Genomic DNA, 22943 nt, shown 5'->3' with positions numbered 1-22943 from the left:
GCCCTGTCGGTGCAGGACGTGCGCGACCGGCCGCTGGAAGCGCAGCAGCAGGCCGACCAGGCGCATGCCAAGTTCGACGACGAGAAGAGCGAGTTCAGCGGCTACCTGCGGCTGTGGAAATGGCTGGCCGATGCGCGCGGCGGCGCGCCGGTCGCGCTGACACGGCGGCAGATGGGCACGCAGGAATCGCCCGGGCCGCGTGCGCCGCGCAACCTCGCGGCGCTGCCGGTCGCGCAGCGCAGCGTGCAGGCCGCGCCGGTGGTGCCGGTCGTGGTGCCCGCGGGCGCCGCGGCTCCCGCTCCGCAGCACAAGCTGTCGAACCGCCAGTACGAACAGCTGCTGCGGCAGAACTTCATCAGCATCCGCCGCGTACGCGAGTGGCGCGACATCCACAGCCAGCTGCTGACGGTGGTCAACGACCAGAAGTGGGTCTTCAACCGGCAGCCGGCCGGCTACGACGAGCTGCACAAGGCGATGCTGTCGGGCCTGCTCGGCAACATCGGCTTCAAGCCGGACGACGAGGACCTATACCTCGGCGCCCGCGGCATCAAGTTCCACCGCCATCCGGGCGCCCACCTGAGCAAGAAGCCCGGCCGCTGGATCGTGGCGGCCGAGCTGGTCGAGACCACACGACTCTTCGGCCGCGGCATCGCCAACATCGAGCCGCAGTGGCTGGAGGAGGTGGGCGGCCACCTGCTGAAGAAGCAGCTGCTCGATCCGCACTGGGAAAAGCGCAGCGCCGAGGTGGTGGCGCTGGAACGCGCGACGCTTTACGGCCTCGTCGTCTACAACAACCGCCGCCGGCCGTTCGGCCACATCGATCCGCAGGGCGCGCGCGAGATCTTCCTCCGCTCGGCCCTGGTCGGCGACGAGTGGGAGACGAAGCTGCCGTTCCTCGCCGCCAACCGCCGCACGATCCGCCAGGTGGAGGAGCTGGAGCACAAGGCGCGTCGGCAGGACGTGCTGGTGGACGACGAGTTCATCTACGCCTTCTACGACAAGCAGGTGCCGCAGGAGATCGCCACCGGCCGCGACTTCGAGCGCTGGTACCGCGAGGCGTCGCAGGGCAACCCCGAGCTGCTGGTGCTGACCCGCGATGCGCTGATGCGCCACGAGGCGGCCGGCATCACCGGCAGCGCCTTTCCGCGCACGGTGAAGCTGGGCGGAGTGGACTGCAGCGCCACCTATCTGCATGCGCCGGGCGATGCGAAGGACGGTGTGAGCGTGACCGTCCCGATCTTCGTACTCAACCAGGTGAGCGAGGACCGCGCCGAATGGCTGGTGCCCGGCATGCTGAAGGACAAGATCCAGGCGCTGCTGAAAAGCCTGCCGCAGAAGCCGCGCGCCCGGCTGGTGCCCCTGCCCGAATCGGCCACGCGCATCGCCGAGGCGCTGACCGCGCCCGAAGCATTCGGCCACGGGGCGCTGCTCGATGCGCTGGTGCGGCAGGTGCGGGAGATCACCCAGCTCGACGTGAAGCGCGCGGACTTCAAGCCCGACATGCTGCCGCCGCACCTGTTCATGCACTTCCGCGTGACCGACGAGCACGGCCGCCAGCGCGGCGCCGGCCGCAGCCTGGCCGCGCTCAAGGCGGAGCTGGGCGCACAGGCGCGCGGTGCCTTCCAGGCGCTGGCGGCCCTGCGGGTCGCCGGTGCGCCGGCTTCGGAGGCAAAAGCGGCTCCAGCGCCCGCTGCACCTGCGCAAGAAGCTATCAAAAAAGGAGCGTCGCGTGGGGCGGCGCCTGCCCCCGCCCCGGCACCGTCCGCCGCCCCGGCCGAGCAGCGCTACACCGACTGGACCTTCGGCGCCTTGCCCGAGCTGATGGAAATCCGCAAGGGCGGCCAGACGCTGGTCGGTTTCCCCGCGCTGGTCGATGCCGGCGACGCGGTGCGGATCGAAGTGTTCGACGAGCCGGAAGCCGCCGCCGCGCGCCACCGTGCCGGCCTACGGCGCCTGTTCGCCCTGCAGATCCGCGACGCGCTCAAGTACCTGGAGAAGAACCTGCCGGACCTGCAGAAGATGGCGGTCGCCTTCATGCCGCTCGGCACACAGGACGAACTGCGCCAGCAGATCCTCGACCTGGCGATCGACCGCGCCTTTCTGCTCGACCCGCTGCCGACCGACGCCGAGGCGTTCCGCCAGCGCCTGGCCGAGGGCCGCGCGCGGCTGACGCTGATCGCCAACGAGGTGGCCCGGCTGGCATCGCGCATCCTGGGCGACTACGCGACGGCGGTGCGCAAGATCAAGGACACCCGCGGCCAGTCCGATGCGGTGGCCGACGTTCAGCATCAGCTGCAGCGGCTGGTCGGCAAGACCTTCCTGGCGACGACGCCGTGGGCGCAGCTGCAGCATCTGCCGCGCTACCTGCAGGGCATCGTGCTGCGGCTCGACAAGCTGCGGGCCGACCCGGCGCGCGATGCGCAGCGCATGGCCGAACTGCGGCCGCAGGAGCAGCGCTACTGGCGGCTGGTCGCCGAGCGCAAGGGGCAGGTCGATGCGCGGATGCAGGAACAACGCTGGCTGCTGGAGGAGCTGCGCATCAGCTTCTTCGCGCAGGAGCTGCGCACGCCGGCACCGGTCAGCATCAAGCGGCTGGACAAGGCCTGGGCGCTGATGAACGCCTGAGCGGTTCCTCTGCGACCAACCAAAAACAAACGGCGCCCGCGGGCGCCGGTTGTTTTGGGAGAGCGTCAGCCGCAGCCTGTCGGCCGTGGCCGTGCCGTCATATGCGGCCCATCAGCAGCAGGACCAGCAGGATCACGACGACCAGCCCGATGCCGCCGCTGGGACCGTAGCCCCACGAACGGCTGTGGCCCCAGGTCGGCAGTGCGCCGATCAGGATCAGGATCAGAACGATCAGCAGGATGAGGGAAAGGGACATGACAAGCTCCTCGAAAAATTTTGGAATGGTGCTCAGACCTCCCTTGCGGGAGCCGGACGCCATCTCCGGCGTCTGAGGGGCATCGTGATGCGCGGGCTGGGGCCGGTTCGCAGGCGGCACGCGCGTGGGCTCGTCAGGCGAATCCCACAATCGGTGCAGGCGTCGCCGATGCGACGCTGCAGGCCTTTTTCGGGGGCCATTCCCGATGCTGTGGGGTAGGCACGGCGTTAGCCTGTCGGGCGAAAGGAGTCCCATGCGCCCCCATTTCGCTTTCTGGCCGTCGCGCGTGCCGCACCGGATCACGCTGCCCGCCACGTCGCTCTGGCACAACCTCGCCGTCTCGGCGCTGCGCTATCCGCAGAAGACCGCGCTGGCGTTCTTCGGGCGGCGCACGAGCTATGCCGCGCTGGCCGAACAGGCCGAGCGGCTCGCCGCCTTCCTCGTCGCCTGCGGCGTTCGGCGCGGTGACCGGGTGATCGTCGACATGCAGAACTGCCCGCAGCTGATCGTCGCGCACTTCGCGATCCTGCGGGCCGATGCAGTGATCGTGCCGGTCAACCCGATGAACCGGGCGGAAGAACTCAAGCACTACATCGCCGATGCCGACGCCCGCGTCGCGCTCACCACCGCCGACCTGGCGGGCGAGCTCGCACGCGCGAGCGATGCGCTGCCCGCCGGCACCGGGCTGGCGCACCTGATCGTCACCCACTTCACCGACGCGTTCGATGCCGGCACCGACGGTGCCGATGCGCCGCCCGCCGTCTGGCACGACTGGCTGCTGACCCGCCACGCACCCCCGCCGCTCGCAGGCGGGCAGGTGCATGCGTGGACCGATGCGCTCGCCTGCACCGGCACGCTGCCGCCGCCCGCGGCCGGCCCGGACGACCTCGCCTTGCTGCCCTACACCAGCGGCACCACCGGCCTGCCGAAGGGCTGCATGCACACCCACGGCACGGTCATGGCCAACGCGGTGGCGGGCCACCACTGGGGCGCGGCGTCGGCGGACAACGTCGCGCTGGTCGCGATACCGATGTTCCACATCACCGGCATGGTGAGCGTGATGCACGCGAGCATCTTCGGCGGCGCGACGCTTGTGCTGATGCCGCGCTGGGACCGCGACCTGGCGGGCCGGCTGATCGCCGCCTGGAAGGTCACCCACTGGACCAACATACCGACGATGGTGATCGACTTGCTCGCCAGCCCGCGGGTAGCGGAGTACGACCTGTCGGGCCTGACCTATATCGGCGGCGGCGGCGCCGCGATGCCGCAGGCGGTGGCCGCGCGGCTGCAGGCGCAGTACGGCCTGCGCTACTGCGAGGGCTACGGCCTGACCGAGACGGCCGCGCCCTCGCATGCCAATCCGCTCGACGCGCCGAAGCAGCAGTGCCTGGGCATTCCCTACATCGGCACCGACGCACGCGTCGTGGACCCGGACACGCTGGAGGAGGTTGCGCCCGGCACGCCCGGCGAGATCGTGATCCGCGGGCCGCAGGTGTTCCACGGCTACTGGAAGCAGCCCGAGGCCACCGCCCGCGCGTTCGTCGATATCGACGGCCAGCGCTTCTTCCGCTCGGGCGACATCGGCCGGATGGACGAGGACGGCTACTTCTTCATGACCGACCGGCTGAAGCGCATGATCAACGCGTCGGGCTTCAAGGTCTGGCCGGCCGAGGTCGAGACGCTGATGTTCGCCCACCCGGCGATCCAGGAAGCCTGCGTGATCGGCACCCGCGACGCCTATCGCGGCGAGAGCGTCAAGGCGGTGGTGGTGCTGCGGCCGGGGCACGAAGCCACCACGCCCGAGTCCATCGTCGCCTGGTGCCGCGAGCACATGGCGGTCTACAAGGCGCCGCGCAGCGTGCAGATCGTGGCGGCGCTGCCCAAGAGCGGCAGCGGCAAGGTGATGTGGCGGGCACTGCAGGAGGCCGAGGCGCCTGCGGGCTGAGGCCGGCCGCCCGTGGCCGACGCGCAGGTCGCGGCGTACCGCGTCGGCCTTGCTCCGGCCTTCCTAGAATGCGCCGATGCCCGCCGCGCCTGCTTCTTCCACGTTCGCCGCTCCGTCGCCCGACCATCCCTTCGGCAAGCCTGCGGGCGGCTGGCGGCTCGCGTTCTATTGCGTGATCTTCGAGTCGGACACGGCCGCCGGCCGGATGTTCGACAAGCTGCTGATCGCCCTGATCCTGCTCAGCGTCGGGGTGGTGATGGCCGACAGCGTGCAGGCCATCCACCTGCGGCACCACCGGCTGTTCGGCATCGCCGAATGGTGCTTCACCGTGGTGTTCACGCTGGAATACCTGGCGCGGCTGGTCTGCGTGCGCGACCCGTGGCGCTACGCCCGCAGCTTCTTCGGCATGGTCGACCTGCTGGCCCTGTTGCCGACCTACCTGGCGCTCTTCTTTCCCGAGGTGCATGCGCTGGTCGATGTGCGCATCCTGCGGCTGCTGCGGATCTTCCGGATCTTCAAGCTCGCGGCCTATGTGGCGGAATTCCAGGCGCTCGGCCATGCGCTGTACGCCAGCCGCCGCAAGATCCTCGTGTTCCTGTCGGCGGTGCTGATGATCGTGCTGGTGGTGGGCACCCTGATGTACGTGGTCGAGGGGCCGGAGCATGGCTTCACCAGCATCCCGACGGCCATCTACTGGGCGATCACGACGATGACGACGGTGGGCTTCGGCGACATCACGCCGCGCACCGACATCGGCCGGCTGATTTCGTCGGTGATGATGCTGCTCGGCTGGGGCACGCTGGCGGTGCCGACCGGCATCGTGACGGCCGAGTTCACCGCCCGCCGGGTCCGGCTGGAGCCGCCCGGCCGGCGCTGCGAGGCCTGCGGTGCGCTCGGCCATGCGGCCGACGCCGGCTACTGCATGCAGTGCGGTGCGGCCCTGCCGGCCGCTGCCCCAGCGCCCGCTCCCCGCTGACGGGCCGCGTACCAGTCATCCGTCGAAAGGAGTCCCCATGTTCCTTGCCGCATCCGTCGTCGTCGCCCTGGTGGCGCTGCTGCACATCGCCATCCTGGTGCTGGAGATGTTCCTGTGGGAGCGGCCGGCGGGCCGGAAGGTCTTCCGCCAGACGCCGGAATCCGCCCGCGCGACCCGGGTGCTGGCGGCCAACCAGGGCCTCTACAACGGTTTCCTGGCGGCGGGTCTGCTGTGGGGCCTGTGGCTCGGCACGGAGGGCGTGCCGGTGATGCTGTTCTTCCTCGGCTGCGTGGCGGTCGCAGGCGCATACGGCGCGGCGACCGTCGGGCGCAAGATCCTCTTCGTGCAGACGCTGCCCGCTGCCGTCGGTATCGCGCTGCTGCTGCTCGCCACCCGCTGATCCGCGGCGCGGACGGCGGTCAGCGCACCTCCACCTTCACGCCATCGGCGGTGACGGTGATGTCGCCCAGGGTGATGTCGCGGGTGCCGAAGCGCAATTCCTCCGGCGCGAAGGTGTGGATCGGATAGTCCCGCAGCACTTCCTGCGCGACCACGGTGCCGACCGCCTGCAGGCGCCGGCTGTCGCGCTCGGCAATGCCGCGCAGTTCCAGCCGGTCGGCGGCCGGCTCGTGCAGCCGCACCGCGCGCGCGGCCGGGTCGAACCGCAGGCCGCTGCTGACCGCGAGCAGCCCCGTCATCGGCGCCGACAGCAGCAGCGGGCTGGTGATGCGCGCATCGGACACGATCCCGAGCCGGTTGCCCTGCGCGTCGAGTGCGATGCGCGGCTGCGTCAGCTGGACCTGGAACACCTCCGCATACCGCAGGTTGACCGGAAAGCGCTTCTCGATGCCGACCTGGAGTGTGGCCTTGTCGAGCGTGTATTCGCCGGTCCAGATGTTATAGCCGGCATGGCTGGCGGCAGGCCACAGGGCGGGCAGCGCTGACGAGCAGGCCAGCGCCTGCAGCCAGCGGCGACGGGTGGAGCGGGAGAAAGCGGGCGCGGAGGAAGGGGCAGGGCGGTGCGGCATGGTCTGTCGGATCGCCGGCCGCTTCGGAACGTTCCCGTCCGGTGCAGGGGGCGTCCAGCGGAATCCGATGATTTTTGGCACTTGGCGCCCGTGCCACCTACGCCAAGTGCTATGAAAATGGGAGCGTACGACGCTGCAGGCGCCATCGATCTGCAGAACGGCTGTGCGGACGCGCCGGCCGTGACCGGCGTACCCGAGCCCTCAGCCGCCAATCCCGACAGCCACAGCCACAGCCACAGCCGCTCAGTCGTGCAGCGACGACAGGAACTGCCGCAGCTCCGCCGTCTGCGGATCGCCGAACAGCGCGTCCGGCGGCCCCGCCTCGTGCACCCGGCCCTGGTGCATGAAGATCACGCGGTCGGCCACTTTGCGGGCGAAATTCATCTCGTGGGTGACCATCAGCAGCGTCATGCCGTCCATCGCCAGCGATTCCACGACGCGCAGCACCTCGCCGACCAGCTCCGGGTCGAGCGCGGAGGTGATCTCGTCGCACAGCAGCACCGCCGGTTCCATCGCCAGCGCGCGGGCGATCGCGACGCGCTGCTGCTGGCCGCCCGACAGCTGGTCGGGCCGTGCATCGAACTTCTCCGCCAAGCCGACCCGCGCCAACAGCTTGCGGGCATGCGCCGCGGCATCCGCCTGCGACTTCTTCTTGACCAGCGTCGGCGCCAGCATCACGTTGCGGCCGACCGACAGGTGAGGGAACAGGTTGAAGCCCTGGAAGATCATCCCGACCCGCTGGCGCAGGTCGCGCATCGCCATCGCGCTCTCGTAGATCAGCGGCTCGCCGTCGACGGTGAGCGCCCCTTCCTGGAACACCTCCAGCCCGTTGATGCAGCGCAGCAGCGTGCTTTTGCCCGAGCCGCTCTTGCCGATGATGGCGATCACCTCGCCGCGCGCGACGCGCAGGTCGATGCCCTTCAGCACTTCGTTCGTGCCGTAGGACTTGCGCAGGCCGGTGATCTGGACGATGGGTGCGCCGGCGACCGGGGCGGGGGCGGTGGTGGGGGCGTCAGCGACGGTCGGCATGGAGTTTCCTCTCGAGGGTCTTGGCGTACAGGCTGATCGGGAAGCACAGCGCGAAATACATCAGCGCCAGGCAGCTGTAGACGACGAAGGGCTGGAAGGTGGCGTTGGAAATCATGCTGCCGGCCTTGGTCAGCTCGACGAAGCCGATCACCGAGGCGAGGGCGGTGCCCTTGACCACCTGCACCAGGAAGCCGACGGTCGGCGCGATCGCCAGGCGCACCGCCTGCGGCAGCACCACGTGGCGCAGCTGCTCGGAAAAGCTTAGCGCCAGGCTGGACGAGGCCTCCCACTGGCCGCGCGGCACGGCGGCGACGCAGCCGCGCCAGATCTCGGTCAGGAAGGCGCTGGTGTAGAGCGTGAGGGCCAGCGCGGCGGCGAACCAGGGCGAGGTGTCGATGCCGAGCAGCGCCACGCCGAAATAGGCGAGGAACAGCTGCATCAGCAGCGGCGTGCCCTGGAACAGTTGCACATACGCGCCGACGGCCCGCTGCGCCCAGGGTCCGCGCGCGAGCCGCAGCACCAGCAGCGCCAGCCCGACGATGCCGCCGCCCACGAAGGCGATCAGCGACAGTGCCACCGTCCAGCGCGCGGCCAGCAGCAGGTTGCGGAAGATGTCCCAGAGGGTGAATTCGACCATCGGTCAGCTCCCGAAGACGAAGCGCGGGCCGGCCCACTGCAGCAGGCGGCGCAGGGCGATGGCGAGCACCAGGTAGAGCGCGGTCGCGACGATGAAGGACTCGAACGCGCGGAAGTTGCGGCTCTGGATCAGGTTCGCGGCGTAGCTCAGTTCCGGCGTCGAGATCTGGCCGCAGACCGCGGAGCCGAGCATCACGATGATGATCTGGCTGACCATCGCCGGCCAGACCTTGGCGAGTGCCGGCGGCAGCACGACGCGGGTGAAGATCTGCAGCCGGCCGAGCGCCAAGCTCTGCGCGGCCTCGATCTGGCCGCGCGGCGTGGCGTCGATGCCGGCGCGCACGATCTCGGTGGCATAGGCCGACAGGTTGACCACCATCGCGATCACCGAGGCCGCCTCGGGCGACAGCCGCACGCCCGCGGCCGGCAGGCCGAAGAACACGAAGAACAGCTGCACGATGAACGGCGTGTTGCGGATCAGCTCCACATAGGCGCCGACCGCCCAGCGCAGCCAGGCCGGCCCTGCCGAGCGGGCCCACGCGAAGGCGATGCCGAGCGCCAGGCCGATCGCCGTGGCGACGGCGGTCAGCCCGATGGTCCACGCGAGGCCGTGCAGCAGCAGCGGCCACTGGGCCAGCACCGCGGGGAAGTCGAGTTCGATGCGCATCGGCGGCGTCCTTCGTCGTCGGAGATCGTCGCGGCCGGCTTACTGCGGCAGGTCGCCGGCGGGACGGCCGAGCCAGCGGTTGGCCAGGCGGTCGAGGTCGCCCGACTTCTTCGCCTCGGCGATGATCTCGTTGACCTTGGTGCGCAGCGCGTCCTCGCCCTTGGCGACGCCGACGAAGTTGGGGCTGTCCTTCAGCAGCAGCTTGTATTCGGTGTTCAGCTGCGGGTTCTTGGCCATCAGGTTGCCGGCGACCGACGCGCCGGTGGCGATGACTTGCGTCTGGCCGGCGACGAAGGCCGCCACGGTCGCGTTGTTGTCCTCGAAGCGCTTGATGTCGGCGCCGGCCGGTGCGAGCTTGCTGAGTTCCTGGTCCTCGATCGCGCCGCGGGTCACGCCGACGGTCTTGCCGGCGAGGTCGGCGAAGCTCTTGACCGGCAGGGTCTTCGCGGCGAAGACTGCCTGGAAGAACGGCGAGTAGGCGGCGGTGAAATCGATCACCTTTTCGCGCTCGGGGTTCTTGCCGAGGGTCGAGATCACCAGGTCGGCCTTGCGGGTCTGCAGGTACGGCACCCGGTTGGCGCTGGTGACCGGCACCAGTTCGACACGCGCGCCCAGCTTGGAAGCGATCAGGCGCGCCATGTCCACGTCCAGGCCCTGCGGCTGCAGGTCGGTACCGACGAAACCGTAGGGCGGGAAATCGGTCGGGATGGCGATCTTCACCGTCTTCGATTTCTGGATCGCGTCGAGCGCGTCCTGCGCGTGGGCGGCACCGCCGGCGAAGCTGGCGGCGGCGAGGGCGCAGAGCGCGAGGCGGCGCGACAGGCGCGCAGGCATGCGGTGGGACAGGCGGGTCATAGCAGGGCTCCTAGGTAGGGGGCGGGGTCGGAAGAAATCGGGTTCGCGCCGGACGCGGGGGCCGGTGCGGCGCGGCGGTCGCCGGCTTCGGGGCCGAGCGGCGCGAGCGCCTGCCGCAGCTGGCCGAGCGCATCTCCGTCGGGCGCGGGCTTGAGGCGCAGCGCGGCCTGCACCGTGCCGATGTGTTTGGTCATCAGGCGTTCGGCGAGGGCGGTGTCACCGGCTTCCAGCGCGCTCACGATGCGGACGTGGTCCTCGCAGGACTGGGCAGCGTCGTGCGACGACTGGTAGAGCATCGCGATCAGCGTGGTGCGCGCGGTGAAGTCGCGCAGCGTGTCGGCCAGCAGGCTGTTGCCGAGGCATTCGGCCAGGCAGACGTGGAAGTCGCCGAGCAGGAAGCTGCGGGCGCCGACGTCCTCGCCGCGCACCGCGGCTTTTTCCCGCTGCAGGTGCGCGCGAAGCTGCTTGATGGCGTCCTTGTCGAGCGGCGGCATCTCGCGGATCAGCCCGACCTCGATCACCCGGCGGGCGGCGAACGCCTCGCGGGCCTCCGCCTCCGACGGCTCGACGACGAACCAGCCGCGCCGGGCGCTGACGGTGACGATGCCGCGGGTGGCCAGGCGGGTGAGCGCCTCGCGCACGATGGTGCGGCTGCAGTCGAACAGGATCGCGAGCTGCTGCTCGCCCAGGCGGGTGCCGGGGGCGAGCTTCTGCGCCATCACGGCTTCGATGATGCGGTTGCTGATGTCGGTGGCCGAAGGCATGCCTGCGGGTGAGCAGGTTCCGTGCCACTGGTATACAAGCCGTGTGCACCACTATCACGGCATCTGGCGTACCAAAACGGTGCCTGGCGGCGCATGCGCAGGCGGCTTCCGCACCTTCTTACAACATGTAGCGTCTGGTCGGCGAAGATCGGCCGTGCGTATTGATCAGGAGCGAATGCAATGAGCTTGAGGGAAGTCGTCGAGGAATGGCAGGCCTACGACCGGAGCCGTCCGAGTGCGCCGGGCGAACATCTGGCGGTGGCGGGACTGGGCGCCGCGCTGCTGCTGGCGGCGATGCGCAGCGACAGCCGCTTCGGCGCAGTGCTGACGGCCGCAGCCGGCGGCGCCTTCCTGTTCCGCGCGGCCAGCGGGCGCGACGGACTGGTCAAGCTGCTGGGCGAGCCGGCGACGCACATCGCCGCACGCCGCGACGCCGAGTATTTCGGCCTCGACTGAGGCTCTTCAGCCGCCCCGGGTGAGGCGCCTGCCTAGCGGCAGGCGAAGGTGCTGAGCTGCGGGCCGGTCGCCGGCGGCCGCGTCGGGTCCTGGTTGACCTGCGACTGGAACACCGCGTTGGCCCGGCCCTGGCGGCTGCAGATCTTCTGCGCGCTTTCGTACACCGCCGTGCGGCTGCGCAGGCTGGTGTGTTCGATCGTCACATGGTCCGGATCGGCTTCGGCGACGGTATTGCAGCCGGCGAGCAGGGCGGCGAGCGGAAGGGCGAACAGGAGCGGGCAGGCGAGGCGCATGGTGGTGGGAAGGTCAGGTCGGATTGATGCTGTGCTGGGCCACGAAGATCTCGACGAGCATCAGCAGGTAGGTGCCGATCAGCGCACCCATCGCCGAGAGGAACAGGACCGCCACCGGCCGGTCGAACGCCAGCCCGAGCTCGTTGGCTACGAACAGCGAGCCGATCAGCAGACAGACGATCATCCCGCAGGCCGCACTCATGCAGATCGCGGCATTCAGGACGCGGGCGCGGCGCGACAGGGTCGCCAGTTCCACGTCGATCTCCGCCTGCAGCGACGCATCGGCGTCGCCGCGGTCGTCCCGGCGCTTGTGGGTGCGGTCGTTCACCCGGGCGAGCCGGTTGGTCAGGACGGTGAGGGTGCCGGCGATCGCCGCCAGCATGAACGCCGGCCCGATCGCCAGCTGGATGACGTGCGAGGTATCGGCGTGCAGGGTGATCATCGGCGGCGGATGGTCAGTCCATCTTCGCGCCGGAAGCCTTGACGGCCTGCTGCCAGCGCGGCGTCTCGGCCTTCAGGAAGGTGGCGAACTCCTCGCTGCCGAGGAAGGCCGGGTCGGCGCCCTGGCTGACCATGCGGGCCTTCAGGTCGGGCTGCGACAGCACCTGCCGGAAGGCATCGCTCAGCCTGGCGACCACATCCTTCGGCGTCGCGGCCGGGGCCAGGAAACCGTAGAAGCCGACCACCTCGAAGCCCTTGAGGCCGGATTCCATCGCGGTCGGCGTGTCGGGCAATGCCGGGTTGCGTTCCCGGCTGGTGACGGCCAGCGCCCGCACCTTCCCTTGTTTGGCATACGACGCGGCCTGGGGAATCGATTCCGCCATGAACTGCACCTGCCCGCCCATCAGGTCGGTGAAGGCCGGCGCGCTGCCGCGGTAGGGGATGTGGACCATGAACAGGCCGGCCGCGTTCTTGAACATCTCGGGCACCAGGTGCGAAATGCCGCCGTTGCCCGCCGAGCCGTAGTTGATCTTGCCGGGGTTCTGCTTGGCGTAGGCGATGAATTCGCCGAGCGTGCGGGCAGGGACCGCGTTGTTCACCAGCAGCGCTAGCGGCTGCTGGGCGGTGCGGGCGATCGGCACGAAGTCGCGCAGCGTGTCGTACGGCAGGCGCGGGTACAGCGCCCCGTTGATCACCGCCACGCCGGTATTGGCCAGCACCAGCGTGTAGCCGTCGGCCGGTGATTTGGCGACGAAGTCCGCGCCGACGGCGCCGCCGGCACCGGGCTTGTAGTCGATGATCACCGGCTGGCCGAGCACGGCCTGCAGCCGGTCCGACAACAGCCGGGCGTGCTGGTCGAGCGGGCCGCCCGCCGGGAAGCCGATCACCACCTTGATGGGCTTGTCGGGAAATGCGGCCTGGGCGTGCGGCGCGGCGGCCAGCAGCAGCGAGGTCAGCAGGGCGGGGAGGAGGCGGCGTCGGAACATGGTGCTTGTCTCGTCGGAAGGGAGGGGGTTACCGGGCGCCGCAGATGCGGGCCGCGCGGCAAAGCCCGTGAGCATACGGCGCTCAGTCCTCCGCCGGCGCGTGCCGCACACCCGTCATCACCCGGGCCGGCCGCGCAAAGCTGAAGTACGCGGCGGCCCAGTCGAACAGCACCGCCAGCCGGTTGCGGAAGCCGATCAGGAAGTAGATGTGCGCGAACAGCCAGAACAGCCATGCCGGCGTGCCCGAGAAGCGGACCGGTCCGGCCGGCGACGCGAGATCCACCACCGCAGCGCGGCGGCCGACGGTGGCCAGATTGCCGTAGTCGCGGTAGCGAAAGGGCTGCGTCGCCTCGCCGCGCAGCCGCAGTAGCAGGTTGGCGGCCGCGGCACGCCCCATCTGCTTGGCCCCCGGCGACACGCCGGGCACCGGCCGCGGTTCCTGGCCCGGCGCATGGCTGCGTGCGGCGGCCAAGTCGCCGATCACCGCGATCTCCGGATGGCCCGGCAGCGACAGGTCGGGCTCGACCGCCACGCGGCCGGCGCGGTCCACGGACGCCCCGGTCGCCTCGCCCAGCAGGCGGCCGAGCGGCGATCCGGCGACGCCCGCGGCCCAGACCATGCACTTGCTATCGATTCTGTAGCTGGTCGCGTCCGCCCCATCGGCGCTGGAGCCCTTTTTCACCATCAGACCGTCGGCGTCGATCGTGGTGACGCGCGCGCCGGTCTGCACCTCCACGCCCAGGCGCTGCAGTTGTGCACGGGCCCGCTCACTCAGTTCCTCCGGGAAACTCGCCAGCACCCGCGGTCCGCCTTCGAGCAGCAGCACCCGGGCGCCGGCGGGGTCGAAGTTGCGGAACTCGCCGGGCAGCGTGTGCCGCGCGATCTCGGCCAGCGTGCCGGCCATCTCGACCCCCGTCGGGCCGCCGCCCACGACCGCGAAGGTCAGCCATGCCGCACGGCGCGCCGGGTCCGGCTCCTTCTCGGCGCCCTCGAAGGCGAGCAGCACCCGGCGCCGGATCGCGAAGGCGTCGTCCAGCGTCTTCAGACCCGGCGCGAACGGCGCCCAGTCGTCGTTGCCGAAGTAGCTGTGACCGGCGCCGGCCGCGACGATCAGCGCGTCGTAGTGCAGCCGGCCGCCGTCGGCTAGCGCGAGCTGCCGGGCCTGCACGTCGATGTCGGTCACTTCGCCGAGCAGCACGGTGACGTTGGCCTGCCGGCGGAACAGATGCCGGATCGGGGCCGCGATCGCGGGTGCCGCGAGGCCGGCGGTCGCGACCTGGTAGAGCAGCGGCTGGAACAGGTGGTGGTTGCTGCGGTCGACCAGCGTGATGTCGACGTCGGCCCGGCGAAGGGCACGCGCCGCCTCCAGGCCGCCGAAACCGCAGCCGACGATCACCACATGGGTGCGGTGCGGCGTGTGGCCGGACGCGGCGGGATGCGCCGCCGGCAGCGCGGGTTCGGCGGCCAGGGCGTCGGGCGCGGCGGCGCTGGCCGGGGATGGCGATGGGGGCGGGCTCATGGATCCTCCGTGCGGTCTCGGCAGGCGCGGCAGGGCGCCTCCGCCCGATTATGGAAATGCCCGCGGCAGCGCTTGTCACAGGATGAGGGCGCCGGCAGTAAGCTCGGCGCATGACCGCTGCCAGTTTCGCTCCTCCCTATACCGACGTGGACCGGCTGGTCCCCGCGATGCGCAGCGAGGGCTGCGCGGTGCTGTCCGCCACGTCGGTGTGCGCGTGGGCCTGCGTGGAGGCTGCCGCCCTCGACGCGCTGCGCGCCGACTGGGACACGCTCGAACCCGACGAATACCTGAAGGACGGCGGCCGCTACCGCCGCCGCCGGCACGCCTGCTTCGTGGTCGAGGGCGACGCGATGGCGCCGGTGCCGCACCGGCCCCACTGGCAGCCGGTGGAGTACAACGCGCTGCACGGCGGAATGGAGCGCTGGTTCGCGCCGATGCATGCGCAGACCATCGCCGCCCCCGCCTGGCATGCGCTGATCACCGCGCTGGCACGGCTGGCGTCGGCGGTCCGCGGGCCGCAGCCGTGGTTCGTGGAGGCGCACCAGTTCCGCATCGACACCACCGACGGCATCGGCCGCCCGACACCCGAAGGCGCGCACCGCGACGGGGTGGATCTGGTGGCCGTGTTCCTGATCGACCGGGCCGGCATCAAGGGCGGCGAGACCCGCGTCTTCGCGGCCGACGGCCCGTCCGGCCAGCGCTTCACCCTGACCGAGCCGTGGTCGTTGCTGCTGCTCGACGATGCACGCATGATTCACGAGTCCACGCCGATCCAGCCGCTGGACGCGGGCGGCCACCGCGATACGCTCGTGGTCACCTGCCGCGCCGGTGCGTTCCAGGGCGAAGGCGTCGCCTGACGGCCGTCCTGTCGCCGGTGCCAGCGCACCGACCTGTCACCCCCACCCAAGGAGTAGCGCCATGTTCCAGCAGATCCTCGTGCCGGTCGACGGCTCCGATACCGCCCTGGCGGCGATCGGCCGCGCGGCCCGCCTCGCGCAGGCCTTCGGTTCCCGCGTATCGGCGGTCTACGTGATCGACCCGTACCCCTTCGCCGGTGTCGGCACCGATATCGCATTCGCCCAGGAGCAGTACCTGACCGCCGCCGCCAACGAGGCGACCGCTGCCCTGGATGCCGCCCGTACCGCCGCCGAGGCGGCAGGCGTCGCGCTGGGGACGCAGGTCGTGGAGGGCCATGCGATCCACCGCGGTATCGTGGATACGGCCGAGAGCCTCGGCGCCGACCTGATCGTCATCGGCTCCCACGGACGCAAGGGGCTGGAGAAGCTGGTCCTCGGCAGTGTCACGCAGAGCGTGCTGGCCGACGCGACCGTGCCGGTGCTGGTGGTGCGCGACTGAGCGCACCGCGGTCGCCGATCCCGCTTCCCTTCGTTCATTTTTCGCTCACGCTTTTCGTTTTCCACTTACAGGACATCCCATGGCTTCCGCTTCCTATCCCGACACCCGCCTCCTGATCGACAACACCTGGCGCGACGCCGCCGGCGGCAAGCGCCAGGACGTGCTCAACCCCGCCACCGGCGCCGTGATCGGCACCGTGGCCCATGCCAGCACCTCCGACCTGGACGACGCGCTCGCCGCCGCCCAGCGCGGTTTCGAGGCATGGCGCCGCATTCCCGCGAACGAGCGCGCCGCCACCATCCGCAAGGCCGCCGGCCTGCTGCGCGAGCGCGCGGCCGACATCGCCCGCCTGCTGACGCAGGAGCAGGGCAAGCCGCTGGCCGAAGCCAAGGTCGAGGTGATGGCCGGCGCCGACATCCTCGAATGGTTCGCCGACGAAGGCCGCCGCGTCTATGGCCGCATCGTGCCGTCGCGCAACCTGAATGCGCAGCAATTGGTCCTGAAGGAGCCGATCGGCCCGGTCGCCGCCTTCACGCCCTGGAACTTCCCGATCAACCAGATCGTCCGCAAGCTGGGCGCGGCGCTCGCGAGCGGCTGCTCGTTCCTGGTCAAGGCACCGGAGGAAACCCCGGCATCGCCGGCCGCGCTGCTGCAGGCCTTCGTCGACGCCGGCGTACCGCCCGGCACCGTCGGCTTGGTGTTCGGCGATCCGGCCGAGATCTCCAGCTATCTGATCCCGCATCCGGTGATCCGCAAGGTCACCTTCACCGGTTCCACGCCCGTGGGCAAGCAACTCGCCGCGCTCGCGGGCCAGCACATGAAGCGCGCGACGATGGAGCTCGGCGGCCACGCCCCGGTGATCGTGGCCGAGGATGCCGACGTGGAATTGGCGGTGAAGGCCTCCGGCGGCGCCAAGTTCCGCAATGCCGGCCAAGTCTGCATTTCGCCGACGCGGTTCCTGGTGCACAACAGCATCCGCGGCGAGTTCGTGAAGGCGCTGGTGCGCCACGCGGAGAACCTGAAGGTGGGCGACGGCCTGGCCGAAGGCACCACGCTCGGCCCGCTGGCCAACGACCGCCGCCTGGCCGCGATGGCCAAGGTGCTGGACGATGCACGCGCCGCCGGTGCACAGGTCGCCACCGGGGGCGAGCGCGTCGGCAGCGACGGCTACTTCTTCGCGCCGACCGTGCTGGACAACGTGCCGCTGACCGCCGACGTGTTCAACAACGAACCGTTCGGCCCCATCGCCGCGGTGCGCGGCTTCGACTCGCTGGAAGAGGCGATCGCCGAGGCCAACCGCCTGCCGTACGGCCTGGCCGGCTATGCCTTCACCCGCTCGGTGCGCAACGTGCACCTGCTGTCGCAGCAGGTCGAGGTCGGCATGCTGTGGATCAACCAGCCGGCCGCGCCCACGCCCGAGATGCCGTTCGGCGGCGTGAAGGATTCGGGCTACGGTTCCGAAGGCGGTCCGGAGGCGATGGAAGGCTACCTGGTGACCAAGGCCGTCTCGGTCATGGCCGTCTGATCGGCGGCGCGCGGGGCCGGCGTCAGCCCCGCACGTCGGCCACCGGCTCGGCGCCGAAATCGGCGCGGGCCAGATAGGCCAGCACCCGGTCCGCCGCGTCGGCGGGCGAGGTCAGCTGGCCGCCGGCATGCAGCGCCTCGAAGCGGCTGCGGTCGGGAAAGCCTGCAGCATCGGCGCTGCGCAGCTGCACCTGCATGTCGGTGTCGATCGCGCCGGGCGCCAGCGAGCACAGGCGGGCGCCGTTCGGCTGCTGCGCTTCGTCCAGCGCCGCACAGCGGGTGAACATGTCCATGCCGGCCTTGGCGGTGCAGTAGGCCGATTGCGACGCCATCGGCCGCCGGCCGAGACCCGACGAGATGTTGAGGACCTTGCGCCGGCTTTGCCATGCGCGGGTCGCGCCCAGGAACGCGGACGTCAGCAGCAGCGGCGCTTCCAATCCCACCCGCAGCGCGAACCGGGTGTCGTCGGCCCGGGCTTCCCGCAGCGGCACCACCGGCGGGATGGTGCCGGCGTTGTTGATCAGCGTGGCGTCGGTCCAAACGTCCGGTGACTGACGGTCGAGCCATATCCGCAACTGTTGTGCGGCGCCGTCGGCATCGGCAAGGTCCTGCGTCCATTGTTCCAGCGGCGCACCGGCGGTGTCGGCCAATGCGCGCAGCACCTCGTCGGTCGAGCGCGACATGCAGATCAAGCGATGGCCGGGCTGCAGCAGACGTTCTGCGAGGGCGCGGCCGAGCCCGCGCGAGGCGCCGGTGAGGATGGTGAGGGAGGCAGCAGGGGAGGTCATGGTCGCATGGTAGGCGGTCGGCCCCCGGCCGTCAGAACGGCGCCGGACTGTCGAACGTCAGCGGTGCCCCGGTGATCGGGTGGGCGAAGTCCAGCCGCGTGGCGTGGAGCAGGAGCCGCGGGTCGGCCGGCGCCTGCGCGGCGACCGCCAGACCGTACAGCGCATCCCCGCAGATCGGGTGGCCGAGCGCCTGCAGATGCACCCGCAGCTGGTGGGTGCGGCCGGTCTCGGGCGCGAGCAGCAGGCGGCTGCGGTCGGCCGCCGCATCGTGGCCGAGGCTGCGCCAGCGGGTGCGGCTGGGTCGGCCATGCACCGGGTCGACCTTCTGCAGCGGCCGGCGCGGCCAATCGGCCGCAAGCGGCAGGTCGATCGTGTGCCAGCCGTCGGTGTCCCCTCCGTCGGCGACGGGGCATCCCTGCACGACGGCCTCGTAGCGCTTGTCCACCGCACGCCGTGCGAAGGCGTCGCTCAGTCGCCGCTGGGCTTCCGCGCTGCGGGCGAACACGACGAGTCCCGAGGTGACCATGTCGAGCCGGTGCACCACCCGTGCTGCGGCATCGAGCGCCTGCAGACGCGCGCTCAGGCAGTCCTGCTTGTCCTCGCCGCGCCCCGGCACGCAGAGCAGGCCGGCGGGTTTGTCGACGATGCAGAGATGGGCGTCGGCCCACAGGATGATGTCGCCCTTGTGGCCCGGGTCGCCCGGACCGGCGTCAGCGGCCATCGTCGCCCATCACCAGCCGCTGCACCGTGGCGCAGAGCTCCTCCACATCGTTGGGCTTGTGGATCAGCGCCCGGGCGCCTTCGGCCTGCGCTGCCGCCTCGATCTCGGCCGTCACGTAGCCCGACGCGAGCGCCACCGGCAGGTCGGGCCGGATCGCCCGTGCCTGCCGGGCCAGATCCAGCCCGCTGTAGCCGGGCATGTTGTAGTCGGTGACCAGCAGGTCCCAGGCAGCCGGATCGTCGCGCAGCGCCTGTTCGGCGTGGTGCGGATCGGAAAAGCCGGTGACCCGGAAACCCCGGCGGCGCAGCAGCCGCTCGACCAGGAAGACCAGCGCGGTGTCGTCGTCGACGTACATCACATGCCGGCCGGCGCCGGCGGCCGCGGGCGGATCGCGCCGCGCATCGGGGGCCTGCGGCACGCTTTGCGGGGCGGCAGCGGCCGGGAAATACAGGGTGAAGGTACTGCCGTGGCCGGGCGTGCTCTGCACGTCCACCACGCCCTGGTGGGTGCGCATCACGCCGTGCACCACCGCCAGGCCGAGGCCGGTGCCCTGGCCCACCACCTTGGTGGTGAAGAAGGGCTCGAAGATGCGGGCCAGCGTAGCCTCGTCCATGCCGGAGCCGGTGTCGCGCACCGACAGGGTCGCGTATTCGCCGGGCGCCAGGCCCAGGCGTTCGCAGAGCCGCGGGTCCGGATGCGCGGCGGCGGCCTCGACCAGCACGGTGCCGCGCTGCTCGCCGATCGCATGGATCGCGTTGGTGCAGAGATTCAGCAGCGCCTGCTCGACCTGCGTCGCGTCGGCCATCACATGCGGCAGCGGGTCGGCCATCGCGATGCGCAGTTCGATCTGCGGCGGCAGCGTGACGCGCAGCAGCCGCTCGGTCTCGTCCACCACCGCGGCCAGCGCGACCGGCGCGCGCTGCGTCGGCTCGTTGCGGCTGAAGGTCAGGATCTGCCGGACCAGGTCGCGCGCGCGCCGGCCGGCCTTGCCGATCTCGTCCAGGCTTTCCAGCGCGGCCGGGCGGTCGGCCGCGTCGGTACGCGCGAGGTCGACGTTGCCGAGGATCGCGCTCAGGATGTTGTTGAAGTCGTGGGCGATGCCGCCGGCGAGCGTGCCCATCGCCTGCATCTTCTGCGACTCGCGCAGCTGGGCTTCAAGCAGGGCGCGGTGCGCTTCGGCTTTCTTGCGGCCGGTCAGGTCGCGCGCGAAGACGGTGGTCGTCTCTCCGGCGCTGTGCCGCTCGAAGGACACGCTCACCTCGACCGACAGTTCCCGCCCGCTCGCGGTGCGGGCCGAGCGCTCGCCGAGCATCGCCTGGGTCGAAATCTGCGCGAAGGCGAGTGCCTGCGCGGCATCCGGCAAAAACCGCTCGAGCGGGCTGCCCAGCGCATCCGCGGCGCTGCACTGGAACAGCGCAGCGGCCGTCGGGTTGAACACCGTGATCCGCTGGTGCTGATCCACGCAGATGATCGCGTCCAGCGCCGAATTGATGACGGCCTCCAGCCTGCGCTCGCCGGCGAAGAGCAGTTCGTTGCGTTCGTGCAGGGCCATCGCGCTTTGCTGCAATGCCCGGCGCTCGGCGAGCAGCGGACCCTGGTCGACCACCGCACAGATGAACTGCATGCCATCGACCGCGCCGTCCGGGTCGGGTGCGTCGTCGACGCGGCGGATGTGCAGGTCGCCGGTGATGGTGCTGTTCTCGCCGATGGTGAACACGACTTCCGATGTTTCGCTGTGCCCCTGCCGGCGCGCTTCGGCGAAGGCATGCGTGACTTTGGCGACGTGGCCGCGGCTGACGAAGGGCAGGAGCGAGGTCAGCGGCCGGTCGCGCTCGCCCGGCTGGAACATCCGGTGGGCCATGGCGTTGCCCTGGACCACCATGTCGTGCTCGTCCACCACCATCAGGGCCAGCGGCACGCTCGCGAACAGGGCCTCGAAGCGTTCGGACGCCCCTTCGGCCGCGGCATGGCTGTACCGCAGCACGGTGATTTCGGCTTCCAGCTCCGCGACCCGGCGGGCCAGCGCGGTCTGCCGGTCGTCGGCCGCAGGAGGGCGCGGGGATGGGAGCGTGCGGGATGTGCGCTGCGATGCTTTGGCCATGGGAAAAAGAGAAACGGCGACAGGCGCTGGGTGAGCGCCGGTCGCCGGATTGTGCGCCTGCACGGCGCGGCGTGTCAGCGGACGAGAGCGCCCGTCACTTGAACCCCCAGAGTCTGGGCAGCCAGGTGGAGATCGCCGGCACGAAGGTCAGCAGCACCAGCACCACGCCGTGGGCCCAGAGGAAAGGCACCAGCTCCCGCACCAGGTCCGTCATCGGCACCTTCGAGACGTTGCAGGTCACGAACAAGAGCCCGCCCACCGGCGGCGTGATCATCCCGAGCGTCAGGTTGAAAATCACGATCATCGCGAAGTGCACCGGGTCCACCCCCAGCTTGATCGCCACCGGCGCGAGGATCGGCGCGAGCACCATCACCCCCGGCAGCGGCTCGATGAAGATCCCGAAGAGCAGGAGGAAGATGTTCACGAACACCAAGAACATCCACGGCGACAGGTTCATCGAGATCAGCCACTCCGCCAGCATCTGCGGAATCCCCTCGATCGTCAGCACCCAGGCGAACGACGCCGACAGCCCGATGATGATCAGCACCGAGGCCGACAGCAGCGCCGAGCGCGCCAGGATGTCGGGCACCGCCTTCCACTGCAGCGTCCGGTAGACGTACTTGCCGCACAGGAGCGCATAGAACACCGCCACCACCGACGCTTCCGTCGGCGTGAACCAGCCCGCCCGCATCCCGCCCAGGATCACCACCGGCAGCAGGATCGCCGGCAGCGCCTTCCAGGTCGTCGCTGCGATCTCCCGCAGCGAAGGCAGCTGCCCGTCGCCACGGTAGTTGCGGGCCTTCGACACCCGGTAGTTCACGATGCACATGGCGACCGCGATCAGGATGCCCGGCACGATCCCCGCCACGAAGAGGGAGGACACCGACACGCTCTCGTCCTGCAGCGCGTAGATGATCATGATGATCGACGGCGGAATGATCGGCCCGACGATCGCGGTCGACGCGGTGAGCGCTGCCGCATAGGCGCGGCCGTAGCCGGCCTTGTCCATCATCCGGATCAGCATCGAGCCCGGCCCTGCCGCGTCCGCCAGCGCCGAGCCCGAGATGCCCGAGAAGAAGGTCAGCGACACCACGTTGGTGTAGCCCAGCCCGCCGCGCTTGTGGCCGACGAACTGGCCCGCGAAGCGCAGCAGCACCTCGGTCAGCGAGCCGCCGCTCATCAGCTCTGCCGCCAGGATGAAGAACGGCACCGCCATCAGCGGGAAGCTGTCGATGCCGGTGAAGGTCTCCTTCAGCAGCACCAGGAGCGGATAGCTCTCGGCGAAGATCAGGGTCACGGCCGTCGCGAGACCGAGCGCAAAGGCCACCGGCACCCCGATCGCGAGGAACGCGCAGGCCGAGCAGATGAGGATGACGCTCGCGTTCATAGCGAGGCACTCGCGGTCGCGTCGAAGTGGGCATCCGACGGGAATCGACGGTACAGCACGTAGTCGCGCACGATCAGCAGGAAGTGCACGATCAGCAGCACGCCGCCGATCGCCATCGCGCTGTAGATGTAGGCGAACGGGATCTGGGTGACGGCGGTCATCTGGAACATGGTGCGCTGCATGTAGAGCCAGCCGTACCAGACCATGAAGCCGAAGAAGGCGAAGAGCAGCGCTGCGACGACCGCACGCAGGGCGATGCCGCCGGCTGCGGGCAGGGCGTCCTGCAGGTTCTCCACCGCGATGTGGCCGCCGTAGCGCAGGACGGGGCCTGCGCCGAGGAAGGTGAGCCAGATCATCATGTGGCGGGCGACCTCCTCGGCCCATTCGAGCGAGGCGTTGGTGAGGTAGCGCAGCGCCACGTTGACGAAGATGATGACCGACATGGACGCCAGGAGCAGGATCAGCGCCCAGCGGTTGGCGGAGAGGAACAGGTGTTCGAGCTTCTTCACGGTGGGGAACGAAACGGGGGTGGAAAAAGCGAAAAAGCCCGGCGGCCGCAGGAGGGCTGCCGGGCAGGACGCGGCACGGAT

Annotated in this window: 24 protein-coding genes; 8 read left to right on the top strand and 16 right to left on the bottom strand. The window is 70.3% G+C overall.

The annotated features are described in order from the left end of the window. A partial coding sequence (locus tag QZ500_RS00755) for a DUF3418 domain-containing protein (protein WP_295849645.1) occupies positions 1–2625 on the top strand: 2625 nt, incomplete at its 5' end. Positions 2626–2722: 97 nt separating this feature from the next. On the opposite strand, the gene QZ500_RS00750 is transcribed toward QZ500_RS00755, so the two are convergent. Continuing rightward, the gene (locus QZ500_RS00750; RefSeq protein ID WP_295849643.1) at positions 2723–2881 is read right to left on the bottom strand and encodes a DUF3309 family protein; all 159 of its coding nucleotides are present in this window, start codon (positions 2879–2881) and stop codon (positions 2723–2725) included. 253 nt (positions 2882–3134) lie between these two features. Here QZ500_RS00750 and QZ500_RS00745 point away from each other — a divergent pair, with 253 nt between their 5' ends. The 3 genes from QZ500_RS00745 to QZ500_RS00735 all read left to right on the top strand — a co-directional run bounded on the left by QZ500_RS00745 (position 3135) and on the right by QZ500_RS00735 (position 6202). Further along, complete coding sequence (locus QZ500_RS00745) at positions 3135–4826, top strand: long-chain fatty acid--CoA ligase (protein ID WP_295849642.1); 1692 nt, start codon at positions 3135–3137, stop codon at positions 4824–4826. A 76-nt stretch (positions 4827–4902) separates the two neighbouring features. Further along, a complete protein-coding gene (locus QZ500_RS00740) occupies positions 4903–5802 on the top strand; it encodes an ion transporter (protein ID WP_295849640.1) in 900 nt (299 codons plus the stop codon). Between the two features lie 37 nt (positions 5803–5839). Then, the gene (locus QZ500_RS00735) at positions 5840–6202 is read left to right on the top strand and encodes a DUF1304 domain-containing protein (RefSeq protein ID WP_295849639.1); all 363 of its coding nucleotides are present in this window, start codon (positions 5840–5842) and stop codon (positions 6200–6202) included. A 19-nt stretch (positions 6203–6221) separates the two neighbouring features. Here the strand turns inward: QZ500_RS00735 and QZ500_RS00730 are convergent, their stop codons facing one another. The 6 genes from QZ500_RS00730 to QZ500_RS00705 all read right to left on the bottom strand — a co-directional run bounded on the left by QZ500_RS00730 (position 6222) and on the right by QZ500_RS00705 (position 10781). Continuing rightward, positions 6222–6830: a DUF1439 domain-containing protein gene (locus QZ500_RS00730; protein ID WP_295849637.1), complete on the bottom strand. Its 609-nt coding sequence runs from the start codon at positions 6828–6830 to the stop codon at positions 6222–6224. Positions 6831–7073: 243 nt separating this feature from the next. Then, a complete protein-coding gene (locus tag QZ500_RS00725; RefSeq protein WP_295849635.1) occupies positions 7074–7859 on the bottom strand; it encodes an amino acid ABC transporter ATP-binding protein in 786 nt (261 codons plus the stop codon). Then, complete coding sequence (locus QZ500_RS00720; RefSeq protein ID WP_295849633.1) at positions 7843–8496, bottom strand: amino acid ABC transporter permease; 654 nt, start codon at positions 8494–8496, stop codon at positions 7843–7845. Before QZ500_RS00720 ends, QZ500_RS00725 begins: the two co-directional genes overlap by 17 nt. 3 nt (positions 8497–8499) lie before the next feature. Continuing rightward, positions 8500–9162 (bottom strand): amino acid ABC transporter permease, encoded by a 663-nt coding sequence (locus tag QZ500_RS00715; protein WP_295849632.1) that lies wholly within the window; start codon positions 9160–9162, stop codon positions 8500–8502. Between the two features lie 39 nt (positions 9163–9201). After that, positions 9202–10017 (bottom strand): transporter substrate-binding domain-containing protein, encoded by an 816-nt coding sequence (locus QZ500_RS00710; protein ID WP_295849630.1) that lies wholly within the window; start codon positions 10015–10017, stop codon positions 9202–9204. After that, positions 10014–10781 carry a GntR family transcriptional regulator gene (locus QZ500_RS00705; RefSeq protein WP_295849628.1) on the bottom strand — a complete coding sequence of 256 codons (768 nt, stop codon included), beginning with the start codon at positions 10779–10781 and terminating at the stop codon, positions 10014–10016. The genes QZ500_RS00710 and QZ500_RS00705 overlap by 4 nt, the downstream gene beginning before the upstream one ends. Before the next feature lie 180 nt (positions 10782–10961). Between QZ500_RS00705 and QZ500_RS00700 the strand changes: the two genes are divergently transcribed. Next, complete coding sequence (locus QZ500_RS00700) at positions 10962–11237, top strand: hypothetical protein (RefSeq protein WP_295849627.1); 276 nt, start codon at positions 10962–10964, stop codon at positions 11235–11237. Positions 11238–11269: 32 nt separating this feature from the next. On the opposite strand, the gene QZ500_RS00695 is transcribed toward QZ500_RS00700, so the two are convergent. The 4 genes from QZ500_RS00695 to QZ500_RS00680 all read right to left on the bottom strand — a co-directional run bounded on the left by QZ500_RS00695 (position 11270) and on the right by QZ500_RS00680 (position 14476). Continuing rightward, a complete protein-coding gene (locus tag QZ500_RS00695) occupies positions 11270–11530 on the bottom strand; it encodes a hypothetical protein (protein ID WP_295849625.1) in 261 nt (86 codons plus the stop codon). A 13-nt stretch (positions 11531–11543) separates the two neighbouring features. Then, positions 11544–11972 carry a DUF2721 domain-containing protein gene (locus QZ500_RS00690; protein ID WP_295849623.1) on the bottom strand — a complete coding sequence of 143 codons (429 nt, stop codon included), beginning with the start codon at positions 11970–11972 and terminating at the stop codon, positions 11544–11546. Between the two features lie 13 nt (positions 11973–11985). Further along, positions 11986–12957, bottom strand: coding sequence for a tripartite tricarboxylate transporter substrate binding protein (locus tag QZ500_RS00685; protein ID WP_295849621.1), 972 nt, complete (start codon positions 12955–12957; stop codon positions 11986–11988). A gap of 82 nt (positions 12958–13039) precedes the next feature. Continuing rightward, positions 13040–14476 (bottom strand): NAD(P)/FAD-dependent oxidoreductase, encoded by a 1437-nt coding sequence (locus tag QZ500_RS00680; RefSeq protein ID WP_295849619.1) that lies wholly within the window; start codon positions 14474–14476, stop codon positions 13040–13042. A gap of 110 nt (positions 14477–14586) precedes the next feature. Here QZ500_RS00680 and QZ500_RS00675 point away from each other — a divergent pair, with 110 nt between their 5' ends. From QZ500_RS00675 to QZ500_RS00665, 3 genes are all read left to right on the top strand, one after another. After that, entirely contained in the window at positions 14587–15333 is a 747-nt protein-coding gene (locus QZ500_RS00675) for a 2OG-Fe dioxygenase family protein (RefSeq protein WP_295849617.1), read from the top strand. Between the two features lie 61 nt (positions 15334–15394). Next, a complete protein-coding gene (locus QZ500_RS00670; RefSeq protein ID WP_295849615.1) occupies positions 15395–15832 on the top strand; it encodes a universal stress protein in 438 nt (145 codons plus the stop codon). Positions 15833–15911: 79 nt separating this feature from the next. Further along, entirely contained in the window at positions 15912–17357 is a 1446-nt protein-coding gene (locus QZ500_RS00665; RefSeq protein ID WP_295849613.1) for an NAD-dependent succinate-semialdehyde dehydrogenase, read from the top strand. A gap of 22 nt (positions 17358–17379) precedes the next feature. Here QZ500_RS00665 and QZ500_RS00660 read toward each other — a convergent pair whose 3' ends face one another. The 5 genes from QZ500_RS00660 to QZ500_RS00640 all read right to left on the bottom strand — a co-directional run bounded on the left by QZ500_RS00660 (position 17380) and on the right by QZ500_RS00640 (position 22862). Beyond that, on the bottom strand, positions 17380–18144 hold the full coding sequence (locus QZ500_RS00660; protein WP_295849611.1) for an SDR family NAD(P)-dependent oxidoreductase: 765 nt from the start codon (positions 18142–18144) through the stop codon (positions 17380–17382). 31 nt (positions 18145–18175) lie between these two features. Then, complete coding sequence (locus tag QZ500_RS00655) at positions 18176–18865, bottom strand: RluA family pseudouridine synthase (protein ID WP_295849609.1); 690 nt, start codon at positions 18863–18865, stop codon at positions 18176–18178. Then, positions 18855–20966, bottom strand: a complete 2112-nt coding sequence (locus tag QZ500_RS00650) for an ATP-binding protein (RefSeq protein WP_295849607.1) — start codon at positions 20964–20966, stop codon at positions 18855–18857. The genes QZ500_RS00655 and QZ500_RS00650 overlap by 11 nt, the downstream gene beginning before the upstream one ends. Positions 20967–21060: 94 nt before the next feature. Beyond that, positions 21061–22353, bottom strand: coding sequence for a TRAP transporter large permease (locus tag QZ500_RS00645; RefSeq protein WP_295849604.1), 1293 nt, complete (start codon positions 22351–22353; stop codon positions 21061–21063). Continuing rightward, positions 22350–22862: a TRAP transporter small permease gene (locus QZ500_RS00640; RefSeq protein WP_295849602.1), complete on the bottom strand. Its 513-nt coding sequence runs from the start codon at positions 22860–22862 to the stop codon at positions 22350–22352. The genes QZ500_RS00645 and QZ500_RS00640 overlap by 4 nt, the downstream gene beginning before the upstream one ends. Positions 22863–22943 lie beyond the last annotated feature (81 nt).

Source organism: uncultured Xylophilus sp., from assembly GCA_913776965.1.
Lineage (GTDB): Bacteria > Pseudomonadota > Gammaproteobacteria > Burkholderiales > Burkholderiaceae_C > Xylophilus.
Note: the sequence above shows the minus strand (reverse complement) of the source record. Positions and strands in the feature narration are given on the sequence as shown.